We start from the raw sequence: 18,843 nt of genomic DNA, 5'->3' as shown, positions 1-18,843 counted from the left end.
CCCCGCTCGATCAGTGAGCTTCGTCCCAGTTCGCACCAATTCCTGCCTCGACCAGCAGCGGCACATCCAGCTGCGCAGCCCGGCTCATGTGCTGGCGAATTTCATCTTTCACCTGCGCCACCAGGTCCTCGCGCACTTCCAGCACCAGTTCATCGTGTACCTGCAGGATCACCCGGGCATCCAGCCCGCTCTCGGTCAGCCAGTTATCCACATTGACCATGGCCCGCTTGATGATGTCAGCCGCCGTGCCCTGCATCGGCGCGTTGATCGCCGTGCGCTCGGCGCCTTTGCGCAGGGCCGGGTTCTTGGCATTGATATCCGGCAGGTACAGGCGGCGGCCAAACAGGGTTTCGACAAAGCCTTGCTCCGCCGCCTGGGCGCGAGTGCGCTCCATGTAGGCCAGCACGCCCGGGTAGCGAGCAAAATAGCGGTCAATGTAGTCCTGCGACTGCTTGCGGTCGACGCCGATCTGCTTGGCCAGGCCAAAGGCGCTCATGCCGTAGATCAGGCCGAAGTTGATGGCCTTGGCGCTACGGCGCTGGTCAGTGGTGACGTCGGCCAACGCCACGCCGAACACTTCCGCCGCCGTGGCACGGTGCACGTCCAGGTCATTGCGGAACGCATGCAGCAACCCTTCGTCCTTGGCCAGGTGGGCCATGATGCGCAACTCGATCTGCGAGTAGTCCGCCGCCAGCAGCTTGTAGCCCGGGCTGGCAATGAAGGCCTGACGGATGCGCCGGCCTTCGGCAGTACGGATCGGGATGTTCTGCAGGTTCGGATCGCTCGACGACAGCCGGCCGGTGGCCGCCACCGCCTGCTGGTAGGAGGTGTGGATACGCCCGGTGCGCGGGTTGATCTGCCCCGGCAGCTTGTCGGTGTAGGTGCTCTTGAGCTTGCTCAGGCTGCGGTACTGCATCAGTACCTCCGGCAACGGGTAGCCTTGCTCGGCCAGTTCGTCGAGCACCGCTTCTGCCGTGGATGGCTGGCCCTTGGTGGTCTTGCTCAGCACCGGCATGCCCAGCTTGTCGTAGAGGATCGCGCCCAGCTGCTTGGGCGAGCCAAGGTTGAACTCCTCTCCGGCCAGCTCATAGGCACGCTGCTCCAGCTCGGCCATCTTCACCCCCAGCTCACCGCTCTGCACCTGCAGCAGCGCGGCATCGACCAGCGCCCCTTGGCGCTCGATCTTGGCCAGCACCGGCACCAGCGGCATCTCGATGTCCATCAGCACCGGCTGCACGCTCGGCGTCTGCGCCAGGCGCGCCTGTAGCGCGTGGTGCAGGCGCAGGGTGATGTCGGCGTCTTCGGCGGCGTAGGGGCCGGCCTTGTCCAGGTGGATCTGGTTGAACGTCAGCTGCTTGGCGCCCTTGCCGGCGATGTCCTCGAAGGCGATGGTGGTGTGGTCGAGGTACTTCTGCGCCAGGCTGTCCATGTCGTGACGGGTGGCGGTGGAGTTCAGCACGTACGACTCGAGCATGGTGTCGTAGGCCACGCCGCGCATTTCGATGGCGGGGGAGCCGTTGGCGAGGATGTTGATGTCGTACTTGGCGTTCTGCCCGACCTTGGCCTTGGCCGGGTCTTCCAGCAGTGGCTTCAGCGCCAGCAGTACGGCGGCGCGGTCCAGTTGAACCGGCGCCCCTTCATAGTCATGGGCCAGCGGCACATAGGCCGCTTCATGGGGATCGACAGAGAACGACAGGCCGACCAGCTGCGCCTGTTGGGCGTCCAGGCCGGTGGTCTCGGTGTCGAAGGCGAACAGTGGCGCCTGGCGCAGCTTCTCCAGCCAGAAGTCGAAACGGGCCTGGTCGAGGATGGTTTCGTACCTGGGCTCGACCTTGGCCGCCGGCTCCGCGACCGGCGCGATGTCGTCACCGGCCTTGGCCGCGTCGCGCTGTACCTCGGCGACCCAGCTCTTGAACTCCATCTCGGTGTACAGCGCCAGCAACGCTTCACGGTCCGGCTCGCCGCACACCAGGGCATCTACTTCGATGTCCAGGGGCACATCGACCTTGATGGTAGCCAGCTCATAGGACAGGAACGCCGCGTCGCGGTGCTCCTCCAGCTTGGCCGGCAGGGTCTTGGCACCACGAATGGCCAGCGTCGGGACCTTGTCCAGGTTGGCGTACAGGTCACTGAGGCCGCCGCCGATGCCGGTCAGCAGGCCGACTGCGGTTTTTTCGCCCACACCCGGTACGCCGGGGATGTTGTCGACCTTGTCGCCCATCAGTGCCAGGAAGTCGATGATGTGTTCCGGGCCGACGCCAAATTTCTCGTGCACGCCGGCCACGTCCAGCACGCTTCCGGTCATGGTGTTGACCAAGGTAATGTGCCCGTCCACCAGCTGCGCCATGTCCTTGTCACCGGTCGAGATGATGACCGGCCGGCCCAGGGCCGCACTGCTGCGCGCCAGGGTGCCGATCACGTCGTCGGCCTCGACCCCTTCGACGCACAGCAGCGGGTAGCCCAGCGCCTTGACGCTGGCATGCAGCGGCTCGATCTGCACCCGCAGGTCGTCCGGCATGCTCGGGCGGTTAGCCTTGTATTCGGCGAACATGGCATCGCGGAAGGTACCGCCCTTGGCATCGAACACCACCGCGAACAGGCTGTCGGGGTATTGCTTGCGCAGGCTCTTGAGCATGTTCAGCACCCCCTTCACCGCGCCGGTCGGCATGCCCCTGGAGGTGGTCAGCGGCGGCAGCGCGTGAAAGGCGCGGTACAGGTAGGAGGAACCGTCCACCAGGACGAGGGGCGCTTGGCTCATGAGCAGAATCAACCTTTTCGACGGGTCCGGCGCTAGAATAGCCAGAATCATTGACGACAAAGGGACAAGGTTATCATGCGTACACTCAATCGCCTGTTACTGCTCGGTCTGTTGGCAACCATGCCAGTCGTCACCCTGGCGGCGGACGACGCCCCCTCGGCCGATCCCGAGGTGACCATTCGCACGGAAGGCGACAAAACCATCCAGGAGTACCGGCAGAACGGGTTCCTGTATGCGATCAAGATCACGCCGAAAAACGGCAAGCCTTATTTCCTGGTACGCGCCGATGGCTCTGATGGCAATTTCATTCGATCCGACCAGCCGGACATGCTGATTCCGTCCTGGAAGATCTTCGAGTGGTAATCTGACGCGCACCGTTCACATCAACCCGGCACTTCCCGGCGGAAGTGCCCGTATGGGCAAATTTTCATCATGTCAGTTTTCACCCCCGTGACCCGGCCTGAGCTGGAAACCTTTCTGGCGCCGTACGCGCTGGGTCGTCTGCTCGATTTCCAGGGCATCGCCGCCGGCACCGAGAACAGCAATTTCTTCGTCAGCCTCGAACAGGGGGAGTTCGTCCTGACGCTGATCGAGCGCGGGCCCAGCGAGGACATGCCGTTCTTCATCGAACTGCTCGACACCCTGCACGCTGCCGACATGCCAGTGCCCTACGCGATACGTGACCGCGACGGCAACGGCCTGCGCGAGCTGTGCGGCAAGCCGGCGCTGCTGCAGCCACGGCTGTCGGGCAAGCACATCAAGGCACCGAACGCCCAGCACTGCGCACAGGTTGGCGAACTGCTGGCGCACATTCACCTGGCCACCCGCGAGCACATCATCGAGCGCCGCACCGACCGCGGCCTGGACTGGATGCTGGCCTCGGGTGCCGAGCTGCTGCCGCGCCTTACCGCCGAGCAAGCCACGCTGCTGCAGCCGGCGCTGGATGAAATCAGCGCGCACAAGGCACAGATCCTTGCCCTGCCACGGGCCAACCTGCATGCCGACCTGTTCCGCGACAACGTGATGTTCGAAGGCACCCATCTGACCGGTGTGATCGACTTCTACAACGCCTGTTCCGGGCCGATGCTGTATGACATCGCCATCACCGTGAACGACTGGTGCCTGGATGAACACGGCGCGATCGATGTGCCGCGCGCCCAGGCACTGCTGGCGGCCTATGCGGCGCTGCGGCCGTTTACCGCGGCCGAGGCCGAGCTGTGGCCGGAGATGCTGCGCGTGGGTTGCGTGCGCTTCTGGCTGTCGCGCCTGATTGCGGCGGAATCGTTTGCCGGGATGGATGTGATGATCCATGACCCGAGCGAGTTCGAAGTGCGCCTGGCGCAGCGCCAGCAGGTGGCTTTGCACCTGCCCTTCGCCCTCTAGAGCGTGTCTGCTTCTTCGCGGGTAAACCCGCTCCCACAGGTACGGTGACAGGCGTGAGGCTGGCGCTATCCCTGTGGGAGCGGGTTTACCCGCGAAGAGGCCGGCACAGGCTTACAGCTGCTCCAGGCACCCAGCCAGGTCGCCACCCAGCTTCTCCAGCAAGCGTTCATAGCCCTTGCCATCCACCGGGTCGGTACCGCCCAGGGCATCCAGCTCGGCCAGGCGCACCGGCAGCCCTGCTGTCAGGGTCTCGGCCAGTCGCGGCCGCAGTGGCGGTTCGCTGAACACACAGGTCTTGCCTACTTCCTGCAGGCGCTTGCGCATGGCTGCCACGTGCTGCGCACCCGGTTGCACCTCGGACGCCACGCTGAACACCCCGGTGTGCTTCAGGCCATACTCGGCCTCGAAATAGTCGAACGCTTCGTGGAACACGAAGTAGGGCTTGCCGGCAATCCCGGCCACCCGCGCCTTGATCCGCCCATCCAGTGCGTCCAGGCGTTCGTCGAAGGCCTTCAGGTTGCTCTGGTAGCGCGCCGCATTGGCCGGGTCGACCTGCGCCAGGTCAGCCGCCATTTTCGCCGCGATTACCCGCGCGTTGACCGACGATAGCCACAGATGCGCGTCCAGGCTGCCCGGGCGGTGGTCGTGGTCATGGTCGTCGTGGTCTTCTTCCTCATGGGAATGGCTGTCCTCGCCAAAGTGGCGCAGCTTCATGCCCGGCAGCGACTGCACGGCCACCGTGGGTTTGCTGCGATTGCCCAGTACCCGCGGCAGGAAGCCTTCCATGTCCGGGCCGATCCAGTACAGCAGGTCGGCATCACCCACTCGCCGAACGTCGGACGGGCGCAGTGCATAGTGATGCGGCGAAGCGCCCGGCGGCAGCAATACCTCCGGGCTGCCAACACCGTCCTGCACGGCGGCGGCAATCTGCTGCAGGGGTTTGATGCTGGTCAGCACGCGTACGTCGGCCTGGGCGGAAAATGCGATGAAAGCGACAAAAAGGACTAGGAATCGGGACACGGTGAATACTCGAGTCATCAGAAACAGGTAACATAATAACGTCTCCATCCAGAACCGTCGCTGCCCATGTCCATCACGCCGCTGGCCAACCGTCCTCACGATCACTCCCATTGCGTACACAGCGCACTGGCTGAAGCCGACGCCTTGTGCACCCGCCAGGGCTTGCGCCTGACCGCGCTGCGTCGTCGAGTGCTGGAACTGGTGTGGCAAAGCCACAAGCCGCTGGGCGCCTACGACATCCTCGCCGTGCTCAGTGAGCAGGACGGCCGCCGCGCCGCGCCACCCACGGTATACCGCGCCCTGGACTTCCTGCTGGAAAACGGCCTGGTGCACCGCATCGCCTCGCTCAACGCCTTCATCGGCTGCAGCCACCCGGAACACCTGCACCAGGGCCAGTTCCTGATCTGCCGGGCCTGCCATGTGGCCATCGAGCTGGAACAGGAGAGCATCAGCGAAGCCATCATCAGCAGCGCCAAGGGCGTGGGCTTCACGGTCGAGACCCAGACGGTGGAAGTGGTTGGCCTGTGCAGCAATTGCCGGAGCGCGGCATGAGCGATGCACTGATCCGCCTGGAGCAGGTCGGCGTCACCTTCGGCGGCGAGGCGGTGCTCGACAGCATCGACCTGTCGGTCGCACCCGGCCAGATCGTCACCCTGATCGGCCCGAACGGGGCGGGCAAGACCACCCTGGTGCGCGCCGTGCTCGGTCTGCTCAAGCCGCACCGCGGCAAGGTATGGCGCAAGCCGAAACTGCGCATTGGCTACATGCCGCAAAAGATCCAGGTCGATGCCACGCTGCCGCTGTCGGTGCTGCGCTTCCTGCGCCTGGTGCCCGGTGTAGACCGTGCGGCAGCCCTGGCGGCGTTGCAGGAAGTAGGCGCCGAACAGGTCATCGACAGCCCGATCCAGACCATTTCCGGCGGTGAGATGCAGCGCGTGCTGCTGGCCCGCGCGCTGCTGCGCGAACCCCAGCTGCTGGTGCTCGACGAGCCGGTGCAAGGCGTTGACGTGGTCGGCCAGACTGAGCTGTACAACCTCATTACCCGCCTGCGCGACCGCCACGGTTGCGGCGTGCTGATGGTTTCCCACGACCTGCACCTGGTGATGAGCGCCACCGACCAGGTGGTGTGCCTGAACCGCCACGTGTGCTGCTCGGGCCACCCCGAGCAGGTCAGCGGCGACCCGGCATTCGTCGAGCTGTTCGGCCAGACCGCAGCACCGAGCCTGGCCATCTACCATCACCATCACGACCACAGCCACGACCTGCACGGCTCGGTGGTCGCCCCTGGCACCCATGTTCACGGAGCGCACTGCAAGCATGGCTGATTTTCTTCTCTACGCCCTGCTTGCCGGTTTGTCCCTGGCGCTGGTGGCCGGCCCACTGGGCTCCTTCGTGGTGTGGCGGCGCATGGCCTACTTTGGCGACACCCTGTCCCACGCCGCGCTGCTCGGCGTGGCCCTGGGCTTTGCCCTGGACGTCAGCCCGGCGCTGGCGGTAACCGTGGGCTGCCTGTTGCTGGCGATCTTGCTGGTGACCTTGCAACAACGCCAACCGCTGGCCTCCGACACCCTGCTCGGCATCCTCGCCCCCAGCACCTTGTCGCTGGGCCTGGTGGTGCTGAGCTTCATGCACGATGTGCGCATCGACCTGATGGCCTACCTGTTCGGCGACCTGCTGGCCATCAGCACCACCGACCTGGGCTGGATCCTCGGCGGCAGCGCGCTGGTCCTGCTGCTGCTCGCTGCGCTGTGGCGGCCTTTGCTGGCAGTCACCGTGCACGAGGAGCTGGCCATGGTCGAAGGCCTGCCGGTGGCCGGCCTGCGCATGGCGCTGATGCTGCTGATCGCGGTGGTGATTGCCGTGGCCATGAAGATCGTCGGCGTGTTGCTGATCACCTCGCTGCTGATCATCCCCGCTGCTGCGGCGCAGCGTCACGCCCGCTCTCCCGAGCAGATGGCCCTGGGCGCCAGCCTGCTGGGCGTGACCGCGGTATGCGGCGGCCTGGCCATGTCCTGGTTCAAGGACACCCCCGCCGGCCCGTCGATCGTGGTCTGCGCGGCAGTGCTATTCTTGCTGAGCCTGGCCCTGCCCAAACGCTGAAAAACAGGGCGCGTGAAGGCGCGCCCTGCAACCTTTTCGCACGTAAAGGGTCTGTAAGACTTGTTTTCGAGCGTGCGCACCTGGGTGTAGACTTGCTCGCTTTTTGCGCAAATAGAGAGTCGCAGGAATGAAGCCGTTCGCCTTCCGTTATCTGCTTGTTGCCGCGTTTTCCCTGTTCCTGGTCGCGTGTTCCAGCGCGCCGGTCGAACAGGCCACCGCACCTGCCCAAGCCGATGCCTGGCAGCAGTTGCAACAGAACATTGCCAGCAACGAGCTGGCCACCGCCGAGGACCAGCTGGCAGCCCTGCAAGCCCAGGCGCCCGATGACGCGCGCCTGGTGCAATACCAGCGCCAGCTCGCCGAAGCCTACCTGCAACGCAGCCAGATCTTCCTGCAAAAGGGTGATGTGAATGCTGCCGCCACCGCCCTGGCCCGTGCCCGCGCGCTGATGCCGCAGGCCCCGGCGGTGACCGGTGGCGATGCCGTGACCCAGGCGCGCAAGGCCGAGCTGGAGAAGGCGGAAGCGGCGTTGAAAGCGGCCGAGGCCAAGCCCAAGGCGCGCATCATCGACCCGTCCGCACCGAGCACCGTGGTGGCCTTGAAGACCACCGACAGCCGCGCCATGCGCCGCCAGCTGGATGACATTGCCGCCGATGTGGTGAGCTACCAGTGCGACGTGGTGTTCCAGGTGCCGCGCACCGAGGATGCGCCTTGGCTGAAGACCTTGCTGGAGAAGCGCGTGCGCAAGATCGACAGCGGGTTCGAGTTGAAGCAGAAGCACGAGATTCAGCGGTCGCTGCCGGCGCAGGTGGTTCTGGTTCCGCATCAGCGTTAAGAATCTGGGGGCGCTGCGCGCCCCTTTCGCGACACAAGGCCGCTCCTGCAAGGGAATGCGATCTCCTGCAGGAGCGGCCTTGTGTCGCGATGGGCTGCAAAGCAGCCCCTTAGGCCGGCACAGCCTCCGCAGCCGCCTCCCGCTCCCACACTCGATGCCCTTCTACCGCTTTGACGAAGGCATCCACGGTCTTCTGCTCATCTCCCAGCAGCAACCCCTTGTCTTCTTTCAGCCCCAAGCTGCCCAAAAGCTCTTTGGTCAACACCATCGCCTTCAGGTGCTTGTAGCCCTCCAGCAGAAAATGCTTGGCCAAACCGCTGGCCGCCAGCGCATCGGTCGAAGCCTTGCCCCCAGGCACGACAATCCCGTCAAACATGATCGAGGGCATCCCTTCCATGGAAGCATCCACCGGTAGTTGCTTGCCGTCCGCAGCCTTCACCGGTGCTGAGGTCGGCCCAAGGAGCAATGGTCGGGCACTGTGTGCTTCCAGGGCTTTGACCAGCTTCTCCACGCTGCCAGCGTCTACGCCATCTGTCACCAGTACGGCGATCTTGCGGCCCTTGATGCCAACCGAGCCCGGGTGGTTCATCTGGCTCAGGGCAGGCGACTGCGCAAGCTGGCTACCCTTCACTTGCACCGTGCCTGCACTCGGCGCAGGCAAGCCGAGGTTGGCAGCCACCGCAGCCGCCAGCTTCAAGTCGATATTGGCAAGAATTTCATTCACTTCCCGAGCACGAATCGTCTCACGTTCCACTTTGCCCAGCTCAAAGCTGTAGGCCTTGATGATGTGCTGCTGCTCGGTCGGGCTCATGCTCTGGAAGAACAGCCGCGCCTGCGAGAAGTGGTCACCGAACGACTCGCTGCGCTGGCGGATCTTGTGCGCATCGATGCGTTCCTGAAAGCTCTCGAAACCACCATCCTGTGCGGCAGGTGGGGTTTCCTTTGGCCAGCCGCCATCGATGGAGTTTGGCTCGTAAGAAGCGCGCCCCTTGTGCACCACATGCTGATGCAGGGCGTCGCGCTGGTTGTTGTGATTGGGAGCGACGGGGCGGTTGACCGGGATCTGATGGAAGTTGGGCCCACCCAGGCGGCTAAGCTGGGTGTCGGTGTAGGAGAACAGCCGCCCCTGCAGCAACGGGTCGTTGGTAAAGTCGATGCCCGGTACGATATGGGCCGGGCAGAACGCCACCTGTTCCACTTCGGCGAAAAAGTTGTCCGGGTTGCGGTTCAGGACCATCTTGCCCAATGGTGTAACCGGCACCAACTCTTCCGGGATTATCTTGGTCGGGTCCAGCAGGTCGAAATCGAACCTGTGCTCGTCCGCTTCCGGCACGATCTGTACGCCCAGTTCCCATTCCGGGTAATCGCCGGTCTCGATAGCCTCCCACAAATCGCGTCGCTGGAAATCAGCGTCCTTGCCGGCCAGCTTCTGTGCTTCGTCCCATAGCAGGGAATGCACGCCCTGGCGCGGTTTCCAGTGGAACTTGACGAAACTGGCCACACCCTGGGCATTTATCAGGCGGAAGGTATGCACCCCGAAACCTTCCATCATCCGCAAGCTGCGCGGGATCGCACGGTCCGACATTGCCCACATGACCATATGGGCAGACTCCGGGACCAGCGAGACGAAATCCCAAAAGGTGTCATGGGCCGAGGCACCGGTCGGGATCTCGTTGTGCGGCTCCGGCTTTACTGCGTGGACAAAATCCGGGAATTTGATTGCATCCTGAATGAAGAACACCGGCATATTGTTGCCCACCAGATCGAAGTTGCCTTCGTCGGTGTAGAACTTGACCGCAAAACCCCGCACGTCGCGCACGGTATCGGCTGAGCCACGCGGGCCTTGCACCGTGGAAAATCGCACGAAAACGGGCGTGATTTTCTCCGGGTCCTGCAGGAAGCCAGCCTTGGTCAGCTCGGCGTGGTTGCCATAGCTCTGGAAATAGCCATGCGCTCCCGTCCCTCGCGCATGCACGATGCGCTCCGGGATGCGCTCGTGGTCAAAGTGCGTGATCTTCTCGCGCATGATGAAATCTTCGAGCAGCGAGGGGCCTCGGTCACCGGCCTTCAGCGTGTTCTGGTTGTCGGCGATGCGCACCCCCTGATTGGTACGCAACGCACGGCCTGTGGCATCGCTGCGGTCAGCCTCCAGGCTTTGCAACTTGGCGTTGGTATTGGCCCGGTCCGGGGTCTGGGTGCCGGCGGCCTCGCTGTGCTTTGGCGCGTCCGTGTTCTTGCTGGGCATGGTCGGCTCTCCTCATCAGTCTACAGGCGTGCCCGTTCGGGCTTGTTCAGGTAGTGACCGGAGCGCTTTGCCGAGCGTTCAATCAGAATTACCGGTTGTCGCGATATGCCCGAAGGATTGGTGCATTACGAAATAAATGCTAAGAACAGCTATGGGAAAAGGCTAAAATGCGCGACCCCAGCTAACCGCTGACCCAAATTCCATGCGCCCCACAAGGTTCGCTACGTGATCGAGTTCCAACAGGTACACAAGACCTACCGCGTCGCCGGTAGGGAAATCCCCGCACTGAATCCGACCAGCCTGACCATCGAAGATGGCCAGGTGTTCGGCCTGATCGGCCATTCCGGCGCCGGCAAGAGCACCATGCTGCGTCTGATCAACCGCCTGGAAGAGCCCTCCGGCGGCAAGATCATCGTCGATGGCGAAGACGTTACCGCGTTCAACGCCAGCCAGCTGCGCGGCTTCCGCCAGCAGGTCGGGATGATTTTCCAGCACTTCAACCTGCTGGCCTCCAAGACCGTCGCCGACAACGTCGCCCTGCCACTGACCCTGGCCGGCGAGCTGTCGCGCAGCGAAATCGACAAGCGCGTGACCGAGTTGCTGGCCCGTGTCGGCCTTTCCGACCATGCCAGAAAGTACCCGGCGCAGCTGTCTGGCGGCCAGAAGCAGCGCGTCGGCATCGCCCGCGCCCTGTCCACCAACCCGAAGATCCTGCTGTGCGACGAGGCCACCAGCGCCCTCGACCCGCAAACCACGGCCTCGGTCCTGCAATTGCTGGCCGAAATCAACCGTGAGCTGAAACTGACCATCGTGCTGATCACCCACGAAATGGACGTGATCCGCCGGGTCTGCGACCGCGTGGCAGTGATGGACGCGGGCCAGATCGTCGAACAAGGCTCGGTGGCCGAGGTGTTCCTGCACCCGCAGCACCCCACCACCAAGCGCTTCGTCCAGGAAGACGAGCAGGTCGACGAAGGCGAGCAGCGTGACGACTTCGCCCACGTACCAGGCCGTATCGTGCGCCTGACCTTCCAGGGCGACGCCACCTACGCGCCGCTGCTGGGCACCGTGGCCCGCGAAACCGGTGTGGACTACAGCATCCTCGCCGGGCGTATCGACCGCATCAAGGATGTCCCCTATGGCCAGCTCACCCTCGCCCTGATCGGCGGTGACATGGAAGCGGCGTTCGCCCGCTTCAAGGCAGCTGACGTACATATGGAGGTACTGCGTTGATGGACGCCCTGAATTTCTTCGCCAACGTCGACTGGGCCGAAATCTGGCTGGCCAGCGTCGATACCATGATCATGCTGTTCGGCTCGCTGTTCTTCACCGTGCTGCTGGGCCTGCCCCTGGGCGTGCTGCTGTTCCTCTGCGGGCCGCGGCAGATGTTCGAGCAAAAGGGCGTCTACGCGCTGCTGTCGCTGATCGTCAACGTCCTGCGCTCGCTGCCGTTCATCATCCTGCTGATCGTGATGATCCCGATCACCGTGCTGATCACCGGCACTTCGCTGGGCGTCGCCGGCGCCATTCCGCCGTTGGTGGTAGGTGCCACACCGTTCTTCGCGCGCCTGGTGGAAACCGCCCTGCGTGAAGTGGACCGCGGCATTATCGAAGCCACCCAGTCGATGGGCGCCACCACCCGCCAGATCATCACCAACGCGCTGCTGCCAGAGGCCCGCCCGGGCATCTTCGCGGCCATTACCGTAACCGCCATCACCCTGGTGTCGTACACCGCCATGGCCGGTGTGGTCGGTGCCGGCGGCCTGGGTGACCTGGCCATCCGTTTCGGCTACCAGCGTTTCCAGACCGACGTGATGGTCGTCACCGTGGTGCTGTTGCTGGTACTGGTTCAAGTCCTGCAGAGCGTGGGCGACAAACTGGTCGTGCATTTTTCCCGTAAGTAACCCCCGTTCGGGGGCCGTCGCGGCCCTCACAAGGAGTGATCAATGAAGAAGCTGCTTGCTGTTGTCGCCGCTGTCGCGGCCTTCTCGGCCCACGCCGAATCGCTGACTGTCGCCGCCACCCCGGTGCCGCACGCCGAAATCCTCAACTTCGTCAAACCTGCACTGGCGAAAGAGGGCGTGGAGCTGAAGGTCAAGGAATTCACCGACTACATCCAGCCGAACGTGCAGGTTGCCGAAAAGCGCCTGGACGCCAACTTCTTCCAGCACCAGCCGTACCTGGATGAGTTCAACAAGGCCAAGGGCACCAACCTGGTGAGCGTGGCTGGCGTGCACATCGAGCCGCTGGGCGTGTACTCGACCAAGATCAAGAAGCTGGACGAGCTGTCCTCCGGCGCCACCGTGGTCATACCCAACGACGCCACCAACGGCGGCCGCGCGCTGCTGCTGCTGGACAAGGCCGGCGTGATCAAGCTCAAGGACAACAAGAACATCCTGGCCACCGTGAAGGATGTTGCCGAGAACCCGAAAAGCCTGAAGTTCCGTGAGCTGGAAGCAGCCACCATTCCACGCGTGCTGACCCAGGTCGATGCAGCCCTGATCAACACCAACTACGCGCTGGAAGCCAAGCTGAACCCGGAGAAAGACGCCCTGGTCATCGAAGGCAGCGACTCGCCTTACGTGAACATCCTGGTTGCCCGCCCGGACAACAAGGACTCGGACGCGATGAAGAAGCTGGCCGCTGCACTGCACTCGCCTGAGGTGAAGCAGTTCATCGTCGAGAAGTACAAAGGCGCTGTGGTGCCGGCGTTCTAAGCCGTCACATCGCGCTGGACTCTTCGCGGGTAAACCCGCTCCCACAGGGATAGCGCAAGGCTCACGGCCTACGCTGTACCTGTGGGAGCGGGTTTACCCGCGCAGCTTTTGGGGTTAACTCAATCCCGCTTCACAAGCCCGGGCAACTGCGCCACCAGCTTCTGGTTGTTGAACGGCGCCCGAATGAACCCGCGCTGACGCCCGTCCGGCCCCACAACCGCCAGGTTGCCGCTGTGATCCACGGTATACCCGGGCTTGCTGGTATCGGCCGGAATGAACGGAATGCTCAAGGCATTGGCCAGCTTCTGGGTATCCTCGATCGACCCCACCACCCCGACGAAATCCTTGTCGAAATAACCCAGGTACTGCTTCAGCTGATTCGGCGTGTCGCGGTTCGGGTCTACGCTCACCAGCACCACCTGCAGCCGGTCGACGGCCTCCTTGGGCAACTCGCTCTTCACCTGGCGCAGCTGGGCCAGGGTGGTCGGGCAGATGTCCGGGCAGTAGGTATAACCGAAGAACAGCAGCGACCATTTGCCCTTCAGGTCATCCAGCTGCACCGGCTGGCCGTCCTGGTTGGTCATGGTCACGTCAGCCACGGTACGGCTCTGCGGCAGCAGGATGATGCCGGCATCGATCAGCTCGGTGGGGTTGGGCTGGTCGCGGCCATTGAGCACCTTGTTGACGGTCAGGCCCAGGATCAACGCGACCAGGGCAACGAGGATGAAGACGGTTTTCTGGGTTCGGGTCATAGGTTCAGCAACAGGTAGTGGTCGAGGAGCAACGCGATGAACAGCGCGAACAGGTACCCGATAGAGTACTTGAAGGTGCCGATCGCCGCGTGCGGCCGGCTGCCACGGTACAACACCCAGGCCCATTGCAGGAAGCGCAGGCCCAGCACCAGGGCGCAGGCCAGGTACAGCGGGCCGCTCATGTGGATGGCGTAGGGCAGCAGGCTCACCGCCAGCAATACCAGGGTGTACAGCAGGATATGCAGCTTGGTGTAGCGCTCGCCGTGGGTCACCGGCAGCATAGGGATATCGGCCTTGGCGTATTCCTCCTTGCGGTGAATGGCCAAGGCCCAGAAGTGTGGCGGGGTCCAGGCGAAGATGATCAGCACCAGCAGCAGGGGCTCGGCGCTGACATGGCCACTGACCGCCACCCAGCCCAGCAACGGCGGGGCGGCACCGGCCAGGCCACCGATGACGATATTCTGCGGCGTGGCACGCTTGAGAAAGCCGGTATAGAGCACCGCATAGCCGAGCAATGAGGCCAGCGTCAGCCAGGCGGTGAGGGAGTTGGTGAACACCAGCAGCAGGGCCATGCCCAGCAGCGCCAGCGCCAAGGCGAACAGCAGCGCCGGCAGCGGCTCGACCCGGCCTTGGGCCAGGGGCCGCTTGTGGGTACGCGCCATCAGTGCGTCGATGCGTCGGTCCACCACATGGTTGACCACCGCCGCGCCGCCTGCACACAAGCCAATGCCCAGGTTGCCGAACAGCAGCACGCTCCAGCTGACACCTGCACGGGTGGCCAGGAACATGCCCGCCAGCGAGGTGATCAGCATCAGCACCACCACCTTGGGCTTGGTCAGCTCCAGGTAATCACGCCAGCTGGCCCGCCGTGCGCTCAGAAGCGTCGCCACGAATCATTCCTCATGTGGTGGGAGATACCCACGCCAGCCACAGGTCGCAGGCGCCAGCCATGGCCGACACCCACGCGAACCTTGTCGACCACGCGGATGCGGTAGTTCACCAGCACCATGCTCAGCAACAACAGCGCCCCACCCGCGTTGTGTGCCACGGCCACGGCCAGCGGCAGGTGCAGCAGCACATTGCTGATGCCCAGGCCGACTTGCACCAGCAGCGCCAGCAGCACCAGCCGCGCCAGGCCAGGGAGGCCGCAGCGGTGCAGCTTCCAGCTGAGCATCAGCAGCACGCAGGTCACCAGCAATGCACCCAGGCGGTGGCTGATGTGGATGGCCGTGCGCGCATCACTGTCCAGCTGCCCGCCCAGGTAGTTGGGCCCGACGTGCTGGGTCAGGTGAAAACCGTTGCTGAAGTCCGCCGCCGGCCACCACTGGCCGTGGCAGGTGGGCAGGTCGATGCAGGCGACGGCCGCGTAGTTGGCACTGACCCAGCCGCCCAGGGCGATCTGGCCGATCACCACCAGCAAGGCCAGCGCGGCGATCCGGCGCAGGCTCAATGGCAGCTTGGGCAAGGGCGCAAAGGCCCGGGACAGACGCAGGGACAACAGGAACAACAGGCTCAGGGTAGTGAAGCCACCGAGTAGATGCGCGGTGACCACCTGCGGCCACAGCTTGAGGGTGACCGTCCACATGCCGAAGGCGGCCTGGGCCAGCACCACTCCCAGCAACAGCAAGGGCAGGCGATAAGGCTGGCCATCGCGTGTATGCCGGCGCAGCGCCTGCACGGCGAGCAGGGCTATGACCATCGCCAGGGTGCCGGCAAAGTAGCGGTGGACCATCTCGGCCCAGCCCTTGGCAGCTTCCACCGGGTGCTCGGGGAAATGCAGCTCGGCATGGGCCAGCTGCGCTTCGCTCTTGGGCACGCTGATGAAGCCGTAGCAACCCGGCCAGTCAGGGCAGCCGAGGCCGGCGTGGGTCAGGCGGGTATAGGCACCGAGCAGGACGACCAGCAGTGCCAGCAGGGTGGCGAACACAGCAAGGCGGAATCCGGGTCTGGCCATGGCAGGCTCCTAGCCAATGTTGGACAGCTTGAGCAGGTGGCGCAGGTCGTCCAGCACATGCTTGCCGTTGACCTTGGCGTCGTAGCGCAGCACCAGGTTGCCGTGCGGGTCGACGATCCACAGCTGCGGGCCGGCCTCACCGACCTGCTGCAGGTAGCGTTGCGCATCCAGCGGGTAGCGTTGCAGCTGCGGATACTCACGGCCAATCAGCGCCTGGTAGTCGGCGCTCAGCGGCTGGGCGGTCGCCAGCGCATGGCTGGCACGGCTGGCATCGCGGCCCAGACCAACCTGGATCTGCCGGGCCAGGTACACCAGGCGCTGGCAGTCCTCGGCACACACCTCGGGCGCGCTCACCAGCAGCTGCCAGTGCTCGTCCTGGCCTGCCACGCCGAGATCGGCGCGGCTTTCACCGTTGCCGATCATGGCGCCGTGGTAGCTGCGGCCTTCCGGCACCCAGAACTTGAGCTTGTACATGCTGGTGGCCAGGACCATCGGCCCGAGCACCACCAGCAGGATCAGGACAAGCTGCAAACGCCCGCGGGCTCTGGGTTTGCTACGTTCAGGCACTTCCAGTGGAGTGGCGGTGGCCATGGGGTTTCTCCTTGTTGTGGTGCCAGCCGAAGTAGAGGTAGAGCAGTACCAAAGTGGTTGCCAGGGCGAACCATTGCACGGCGTAGCCCAGGTGTTTTTCCGGGCCCATGGCAACGACCGGCCAGTCCAGGCGATAGGTCGCCGGGCCGGGCTCCAGGCGCAGCTCATGGGCGAAGCCTTCGCGATCGAGCTGTTGCCATAGCTGGGCGGCATCCACGGCGGTCAGCAGGTGCGGCCACTGGCCGCCTGCAGGGTCGGGATGCAACTGGAATGTGCTGCCAGGCGCGACATATACCGAGGCATCCAGCGCCAACGCCTGGGCAGGGGTATCGAAATGCACAGGCACGCGGCGATCCGGCCAGGGTAGCCAGCCGCGGTTGACCAACAGCCACAGGCCGCTAGCCTGGTCGTGGAAGGGTTGCAGCAGCTCGACACCGGCCTGGCCATCGCGCATGCGGTTGTCCAGCAACAGGCTGTGCCCGGCGTCGAAGCGGCCATGGAGATGCACGCGGCGGAAGGCATTGTCCTGGTTCGCGGTCAGCTGGGCCGTGGCCAAGGGCGCTTCGATCCGCCGCTCGGCATAGGCGGCCAGCAGTACGCGCTTTTCCTCGGCACGGCCGAGTTGCCAGCAGCCAAGCGCGATCAACCCCGGCAGCAGCGCAAGCACCACCAGGGTTGGTACCCAGCCCGGACGAAACGGCCTCATCGGAGCCTCGCCGGGCCGATCGCTATACTTATCCACATCACCGCATCCCCCCGGAGTATCGCCATGCTCAAGGCCGCGATTGTCCTGATGCTGTTGGCCACGATTGCCAGCCTGTTCAGTGGCCTGGTGTTTCTGGTCAAGGACGATGAAAACTCGACCCGTTTGCTGAAAGCGCTGACCGTGCGGGTGACCCTGGCGGCCCTGACCATCGGCCTGGTGGCCTGGGGCTTCATCAGCGGTCAGCTCGTCTCGCACGCCCCCTTCTGAAGTTCTCACCTACCCCTGTGGGAGCGGGTTCTTTATTCACAACACATAGACAAAGATGAACAACCCCACCCACACCACATCGACGAAATGCCAGTACCAACTGGCCGCCTCGAAACCAAAGTGTTTCTCCGGGTTGAAATGCCCGCGCAAGATGCGCACGAACATCACGATCAGGATGATCGTGCCCAAGGTAACGTGGGCGCCGTGGAAGCCGGTTAGCATGAAGAACGTCGCGCCATAGATCCCCGATCCCAGGGTCAACCCCAGCTTGGTATAGGCCTCGTGGTACTCGTAGGCCTGCAACGCGATGAAGCTGGCGCCCAGGATGATGGTCAGCGCCATCCAGAATTTCAGCGGGCCACGGTGGTCACGGCGCAGGGCATGGTGGGCGATGGTGATGGTCACGCTGGAACTGACCAGCAAGATGGTGTTGATCAGCGGCAGGTGCCACGGGTCGATCACTTCCTTGGGCGGCGGGAACAGTTTCGGGTCGGGCGTGTGCAGCAGCGGCCAGGTGAATTCGAAGGTCGGCCACAACATGTGCGCAACACCCTTGGCCCCTTCACCGCCAAGCCACGGCCCGGCCAGCACGCGCACGTAGAACAGCGCACCGAAGAAGGCCAGGAAGAACATCACCTCGGAGAAGATGAACCAGCTCATGCCCCAGCGGAACGAGCGGTCCAGCTGCGGGCTGTACAGCCCCGCGCGGCTCTCCCGTACCACCGAACCGAACCAGCCGAACAGCATGTAGGCCAGGAACAACGCGCCGATGAAGAAGATCAGCGGCCCGTGCGACTCGGGATGGCCAGCCTTCATGTCGTTGAACCAGGTACCCAGGCCGAACACCGTGATGAACATGCCGATGGTGGCGATGATCGGCCACTTGCTCTGCGCCGGGACGTAGTAGTGCTCATGACTTGCCATTGCTGTTCTCCTTCCCTTAACGGGCGCCCTGGACGTCCTGGGCCGCGACATGCGCGACCGGCGGGTGGCGAGCGGTGATGTCGAACAAGGTGTAGGCCAGTGTCAGGTGCTTCACGCTGGCCGGCAGGTCGCGGTCGACGATGAAGCGCACCGGCATCTCGATGCGTTCGCCGGGCTGCAGCACCTGCTGGGTAAAGCAGAAGCACTCGGTCTTGTGGAAGTACGCCGCGGCCTCGGCCGGGGTGATGCTGGGGATGGCTTGCGCACTCATCGGCCGGTCGGTCGGGTTGTGAGCGATGAAGATCATCTGGTTCACCGCCCCCGGGTTGACCTCCAACTGATCGGCGGTGGAGTAGAAGTCCCAGACCATGTCGCTGGCATTGGTCGACATGAACTGCACCCGCACCGACCGCGTGGGGTCGCTGATCTGGCTGCCTTCATACTGCCCACCGGTCTTGCCGTTGATGCCGAAGGCCTTGCACATCACGTCATAGATAGGCACCAGGGCAAAGCCGAAGGCGAACATCACCACCGTCAGCATCAGCAGGCGCAACACCAGGCGCTTCAGCGAAAGGCCGTTCATGGCACGGT

General features: G+C 64.1%; 20 protein-coding genes. 10 read left to right on the top strand and 10 right to left on the bottom strand.

Annotation, left to right across the window (positions count from 1 at the left end; translation table 11 throughout):
• Positions 1-10 precede the first annotated feature (10 nt).
• Positions 11-2,758 (bottom strand): DNA polymerase I, encoded by a 2,748-nt coding sequence (gene polA, locus ACIQYU_RS22940; protein WP_233688232.1) that lies wholly within the window; start codon positions 2,756-2,758, stop codon positions 11-13.
• Positions 2,759-2,833: 75 nt separating this feature from the next.
• Here polA and ACIQYU_RS22935 point away from each other — a divergent pair, with 75 nt between their 5' ends.
• Together ACIQYU_RS22935 and ACIQYU_RS22930 are read left to right on the top strand one after the other, a co-directional pair.
• Entirely contained in the window at positions 2,834-3,121 is a 288-nt protein-coding gene (locus ACIQYU_RS22935) for a DUF2782 domain-containing protein (protein WP_013970316.1), read from the top strand.
• Between the two features lie 69 nt (positions 3,122-3,190).
• The gene (locus ACIQYU_RS22930) at positions 3,191-4,141 is read left to right on the top strand and encodes a homoserine kinase (RefSeq protein ID WP_063912369.1); all 951 of its coding nucleotides are present in this window, start codon (positions 3,191-3,193) and stop codon (positions 4,139-4,141) included.
• Positions 4,142-4,252: 111 nt separating this feature from the next.
• Here ACIQYU_RS22930 and ACIQYU_RS22925 read toward each other — a convergent pair whose 3' ends face one another.
• Entirely contained in the window at positions 4,253-5,209 is a 957-nt protein-coding gene (locus ACIQYU_RS22925) for a zinc ABC transporter substrate-binding protein (protein ID WP_233688231.1), read from the bottom strand.
• 18 nt (positions 5,210-5,227) lie between these two features.
• On the opposite strand from ACIQYU_RS22925, the gene zur reads away from it, so the two are divergent.
• From zur to ACIQYU_RS22905, 4 genes are all read left to right on the top strand, one after another.
• On the top strand, positions 5,228-5,713 hold the full coding sequence (gene zur, locus ACIQYU_RS22920) for a zinc uptake transcriptional repressor Zur (protein WP_207831503.1): 486 nt from the start codon (positions 5,228-5,230) through the stop codon (positions 5,711-5,713).
• Positions 5,710-6,486: a zinc ABC transporter ATP-binding protein ZnuC gene (znuC, locus tag ACIQYU_RS22915; protein WP_207831501.1), complete on the top strand. Its 777-nt coding sequence runs from the start codon at positions 5,710-5,712 to the stop codon at positions 6,484-6,486. The genes zur and znuC overlap by 4 nt, the downstream gene beginning before the upstream one ends.
• Positions 6,479-7,261, top strand: coding sequence for a zinc ABC transporter permease subunit ZnuB (gene znuB, locus ACIQYU_RS22910; RefSeq protein ID WP_207831499.1), 783 nt, complete (start codon positions 6,479-6,481; stop codon positions 7,259-7,261). The genes znuC and znuB overlap by 8 nt, the downstream gene beginning before the upstream one ends.
• Before the next feature lie 127 nt (positions 7,262-7,388).
• Entirely contained in the window at positions 7,389-8,096 is a 708-nt protein-coding gene (locus tag ACIQYU_RS22905) for a PA5502 family lipoprotein (protein ID WP_207831497.1), read from the top strand.
• 109 nt (positions 8,097-8,205) lie between these two features.
• Here ACIQYU_RS22905 and katE read toward each other — a convergent pair whose 3' ends face one another.
• Complete coding sequence (gene katE, locus ACIQYU_RS22900; protein WP_402802356.1) at positions 8,206-10,341, bottom strand: catalase HPII; 2,136 nt, start codon at positions 10,339-10,341, stop codon at positions 8,206-8,208.
• A gap of 225 nt (positions 10,342-10,566) precedes the next feature.
• Here katE and ACIQYU_RS22895 point away from each other — a divergent pair, with 225 nt between their 5' ends.
• Genes ACIQYU_RS22895 through ACIQYU_RS22885 form a run of 3 tightly spaced genes read left to right on the top strand, consistent with a single transcriptional unit; the run spans position 10,567 to position 13,058 of the window.
• Entirely contained in the window at positions 10,567-11,574 is a 1,008-nt protein-coding gene (locus ACIQYU_RS22895) for a methionine ABC transporter ATP-binding protein (RefSeq protein ID WP_003256960.1), read from the top strand.
• On the top strand, positions 11,574-12,245 hold the full coding sequence (locus ACIQYU_RS22890) for a methionine ABC transporter permease (RefSeq protein WP_063912363.1): 672 nt from the start codon (positions 11,574-11,576) through the stop codon (positions 12,243-12,245). Before ACIQYU_RS22895 ends, ACIQYU_RS22890 begins: the two co-directional genes overlap by 1 nt.
• A gap of 42 nt (positions 12,246-12,287) precedes the next feature.
• Positions 12,288-13,058 (top strand): MetQ/NlpA family ABC transporter substrate-binding protein, encoded by a 771-nt coding sequence (locus ACIQYU_RS22885; RefSeq protein ID WP_063912362.1) that lies wholly within the window; start codon positions 12,288-12,290, stop codon positions 13,056-13,058.
• A gap of 119 nt (positions 13,059-13,177) precedes the next feature.
• Here the strand turns inward: ACIQYU_RS22885 and ACIQYU_RS22880 are convergent, their stop codons facing one another.
• Genes ACIQYU_RS22880 through ACIQYU_RS22860 form a run of 5 tightly spaced genes read right to left on the bottom strand, consistent with a single transcriptional unit; the run spans position 13,178 to position 17,061 of the window.
• The gene (locus ACIQYU_RS22880) at positions 13,178-13,810 is read right to left on the bottom strand and encodes an SCO family protein (RefSeq protein WP_233688229.1); all 633 of its coding nucleotides are present in this window, start codon (positions 13,808-13,810) and stop codon (positions 13,178-13,180) included.
• Positions 13,807-14,700: a heme o synthase gene (gene cyoE, locus ACIQYU_RS22875; RefSeq protein ID WP_233688228.1), complete on the bottom strand. Its 894-nt coding sequence runs from the start codon at positions 14,698-14,700 to the stop codon at positions 13,807-13,809. Before cyoE ends, ACIQYU_RS22880 begins: the two co-directional genes overlap by 4 nt.
• Positions 14,685-15,764 (bottom strand): heme A synthase, encoded by a 1,080-nt coding sequence (locus ACIQYU_RS22870; protein WP_207831488.1) that lies wholly within the window; start codon positions 15,762-15,764, stop codon positions 14,685-14,687. The genes cyoE and ACIQYU_RS22870 overlap by 16 nt, the downstream gene beginning before the upstream one ends.
• Positions 15,765-15,773: 9 nt before the next feature.
• Positions 15,774-16,355, bottom strand: coding sequence for a hypothetical protein (locus tag ACIQYU_RS22865; protein WP_063912358.1), 582 nt, complete (start codon positions 16,353-16,355; stop codon positions 15,774-15,776).
• Positions 16,324-17,061, bottom strand: coding sequence for an SURF1 family protein (locus ACIQYU_RS22860; protein ID WP_207831484.1), 738 nt, complete (start codon positions 17,059-17,061; stop codon positions 16,324-16,326). Before ACIQYU_RS22860 ends, ACIQYU_RS22865 begins: the two co-directional genes overlap by 32 nt.
• 63 nt (positions 17,062-17,124) lie before the next feature.
• On the opposite strand from ACIQYU_RS22860, the gene ACIQYU_RS22855 reads away from it, so the two are divergent.
• Positions 17,125-17,328 carry a twin transmembrane helix small protein gene (locus tag ACIQYU_RS22855; RefSeq protein WP_003258925.1) on the top strand — a complete coding sequence of 68 codons (204 nt, stop codon included), beginning with the start codon at positions 17,125-17,127 and terminating at the stop codon, positions 17,326-17,328.
• Between the two features lie 36 nt (positions 17,329-17,364).
• Here the strand turns inward: ACIQYU_RS22855 and ACIQYU_RS22850 are convergent, their stop codons facing one another.
• Positions 17,365-18,252 carry a cytochrome c oxidase subunit 3 gene (locus tag ACIQYU_RS22850; protein ID WP_087501037.1) on the bottom strand — a complete coding sequence of 296 codons (888 nt, stop codon included), beginning with the start codon at positions 18,250-18,252 and terminating at the stop codon, positions 17,365-17,367.
• A 16-nt stretch (positions 18,253-18,268) separates the two neighbouring features.
• Positions 18,269-18,835, bottom strand: coding sequence for a cytochrome c oxidase assembly protein (locus ACIQYU_RS22845; RefSeq protein WP_063912355.1), 567 nt, complete (start codon positions 18,833-18,835; stop codon positions 18,269-18,271).
• Positions 18,836-18,843 lie beyond the last annotated feature (8 nt).

The sequence above is a fragment of the Pseudomonas sp. NPDC096925 genome (assembly GCF_044762545.1).
Lineage (GTDB): Bacteria > Pseudomonadota > Gammaproteobacteria > Pseudomonadales > Pseudomonadaceae > Aquipseudomonas.
This window is presented reverse-complemented; position numbering and strand designations above follow the sequence as displayed.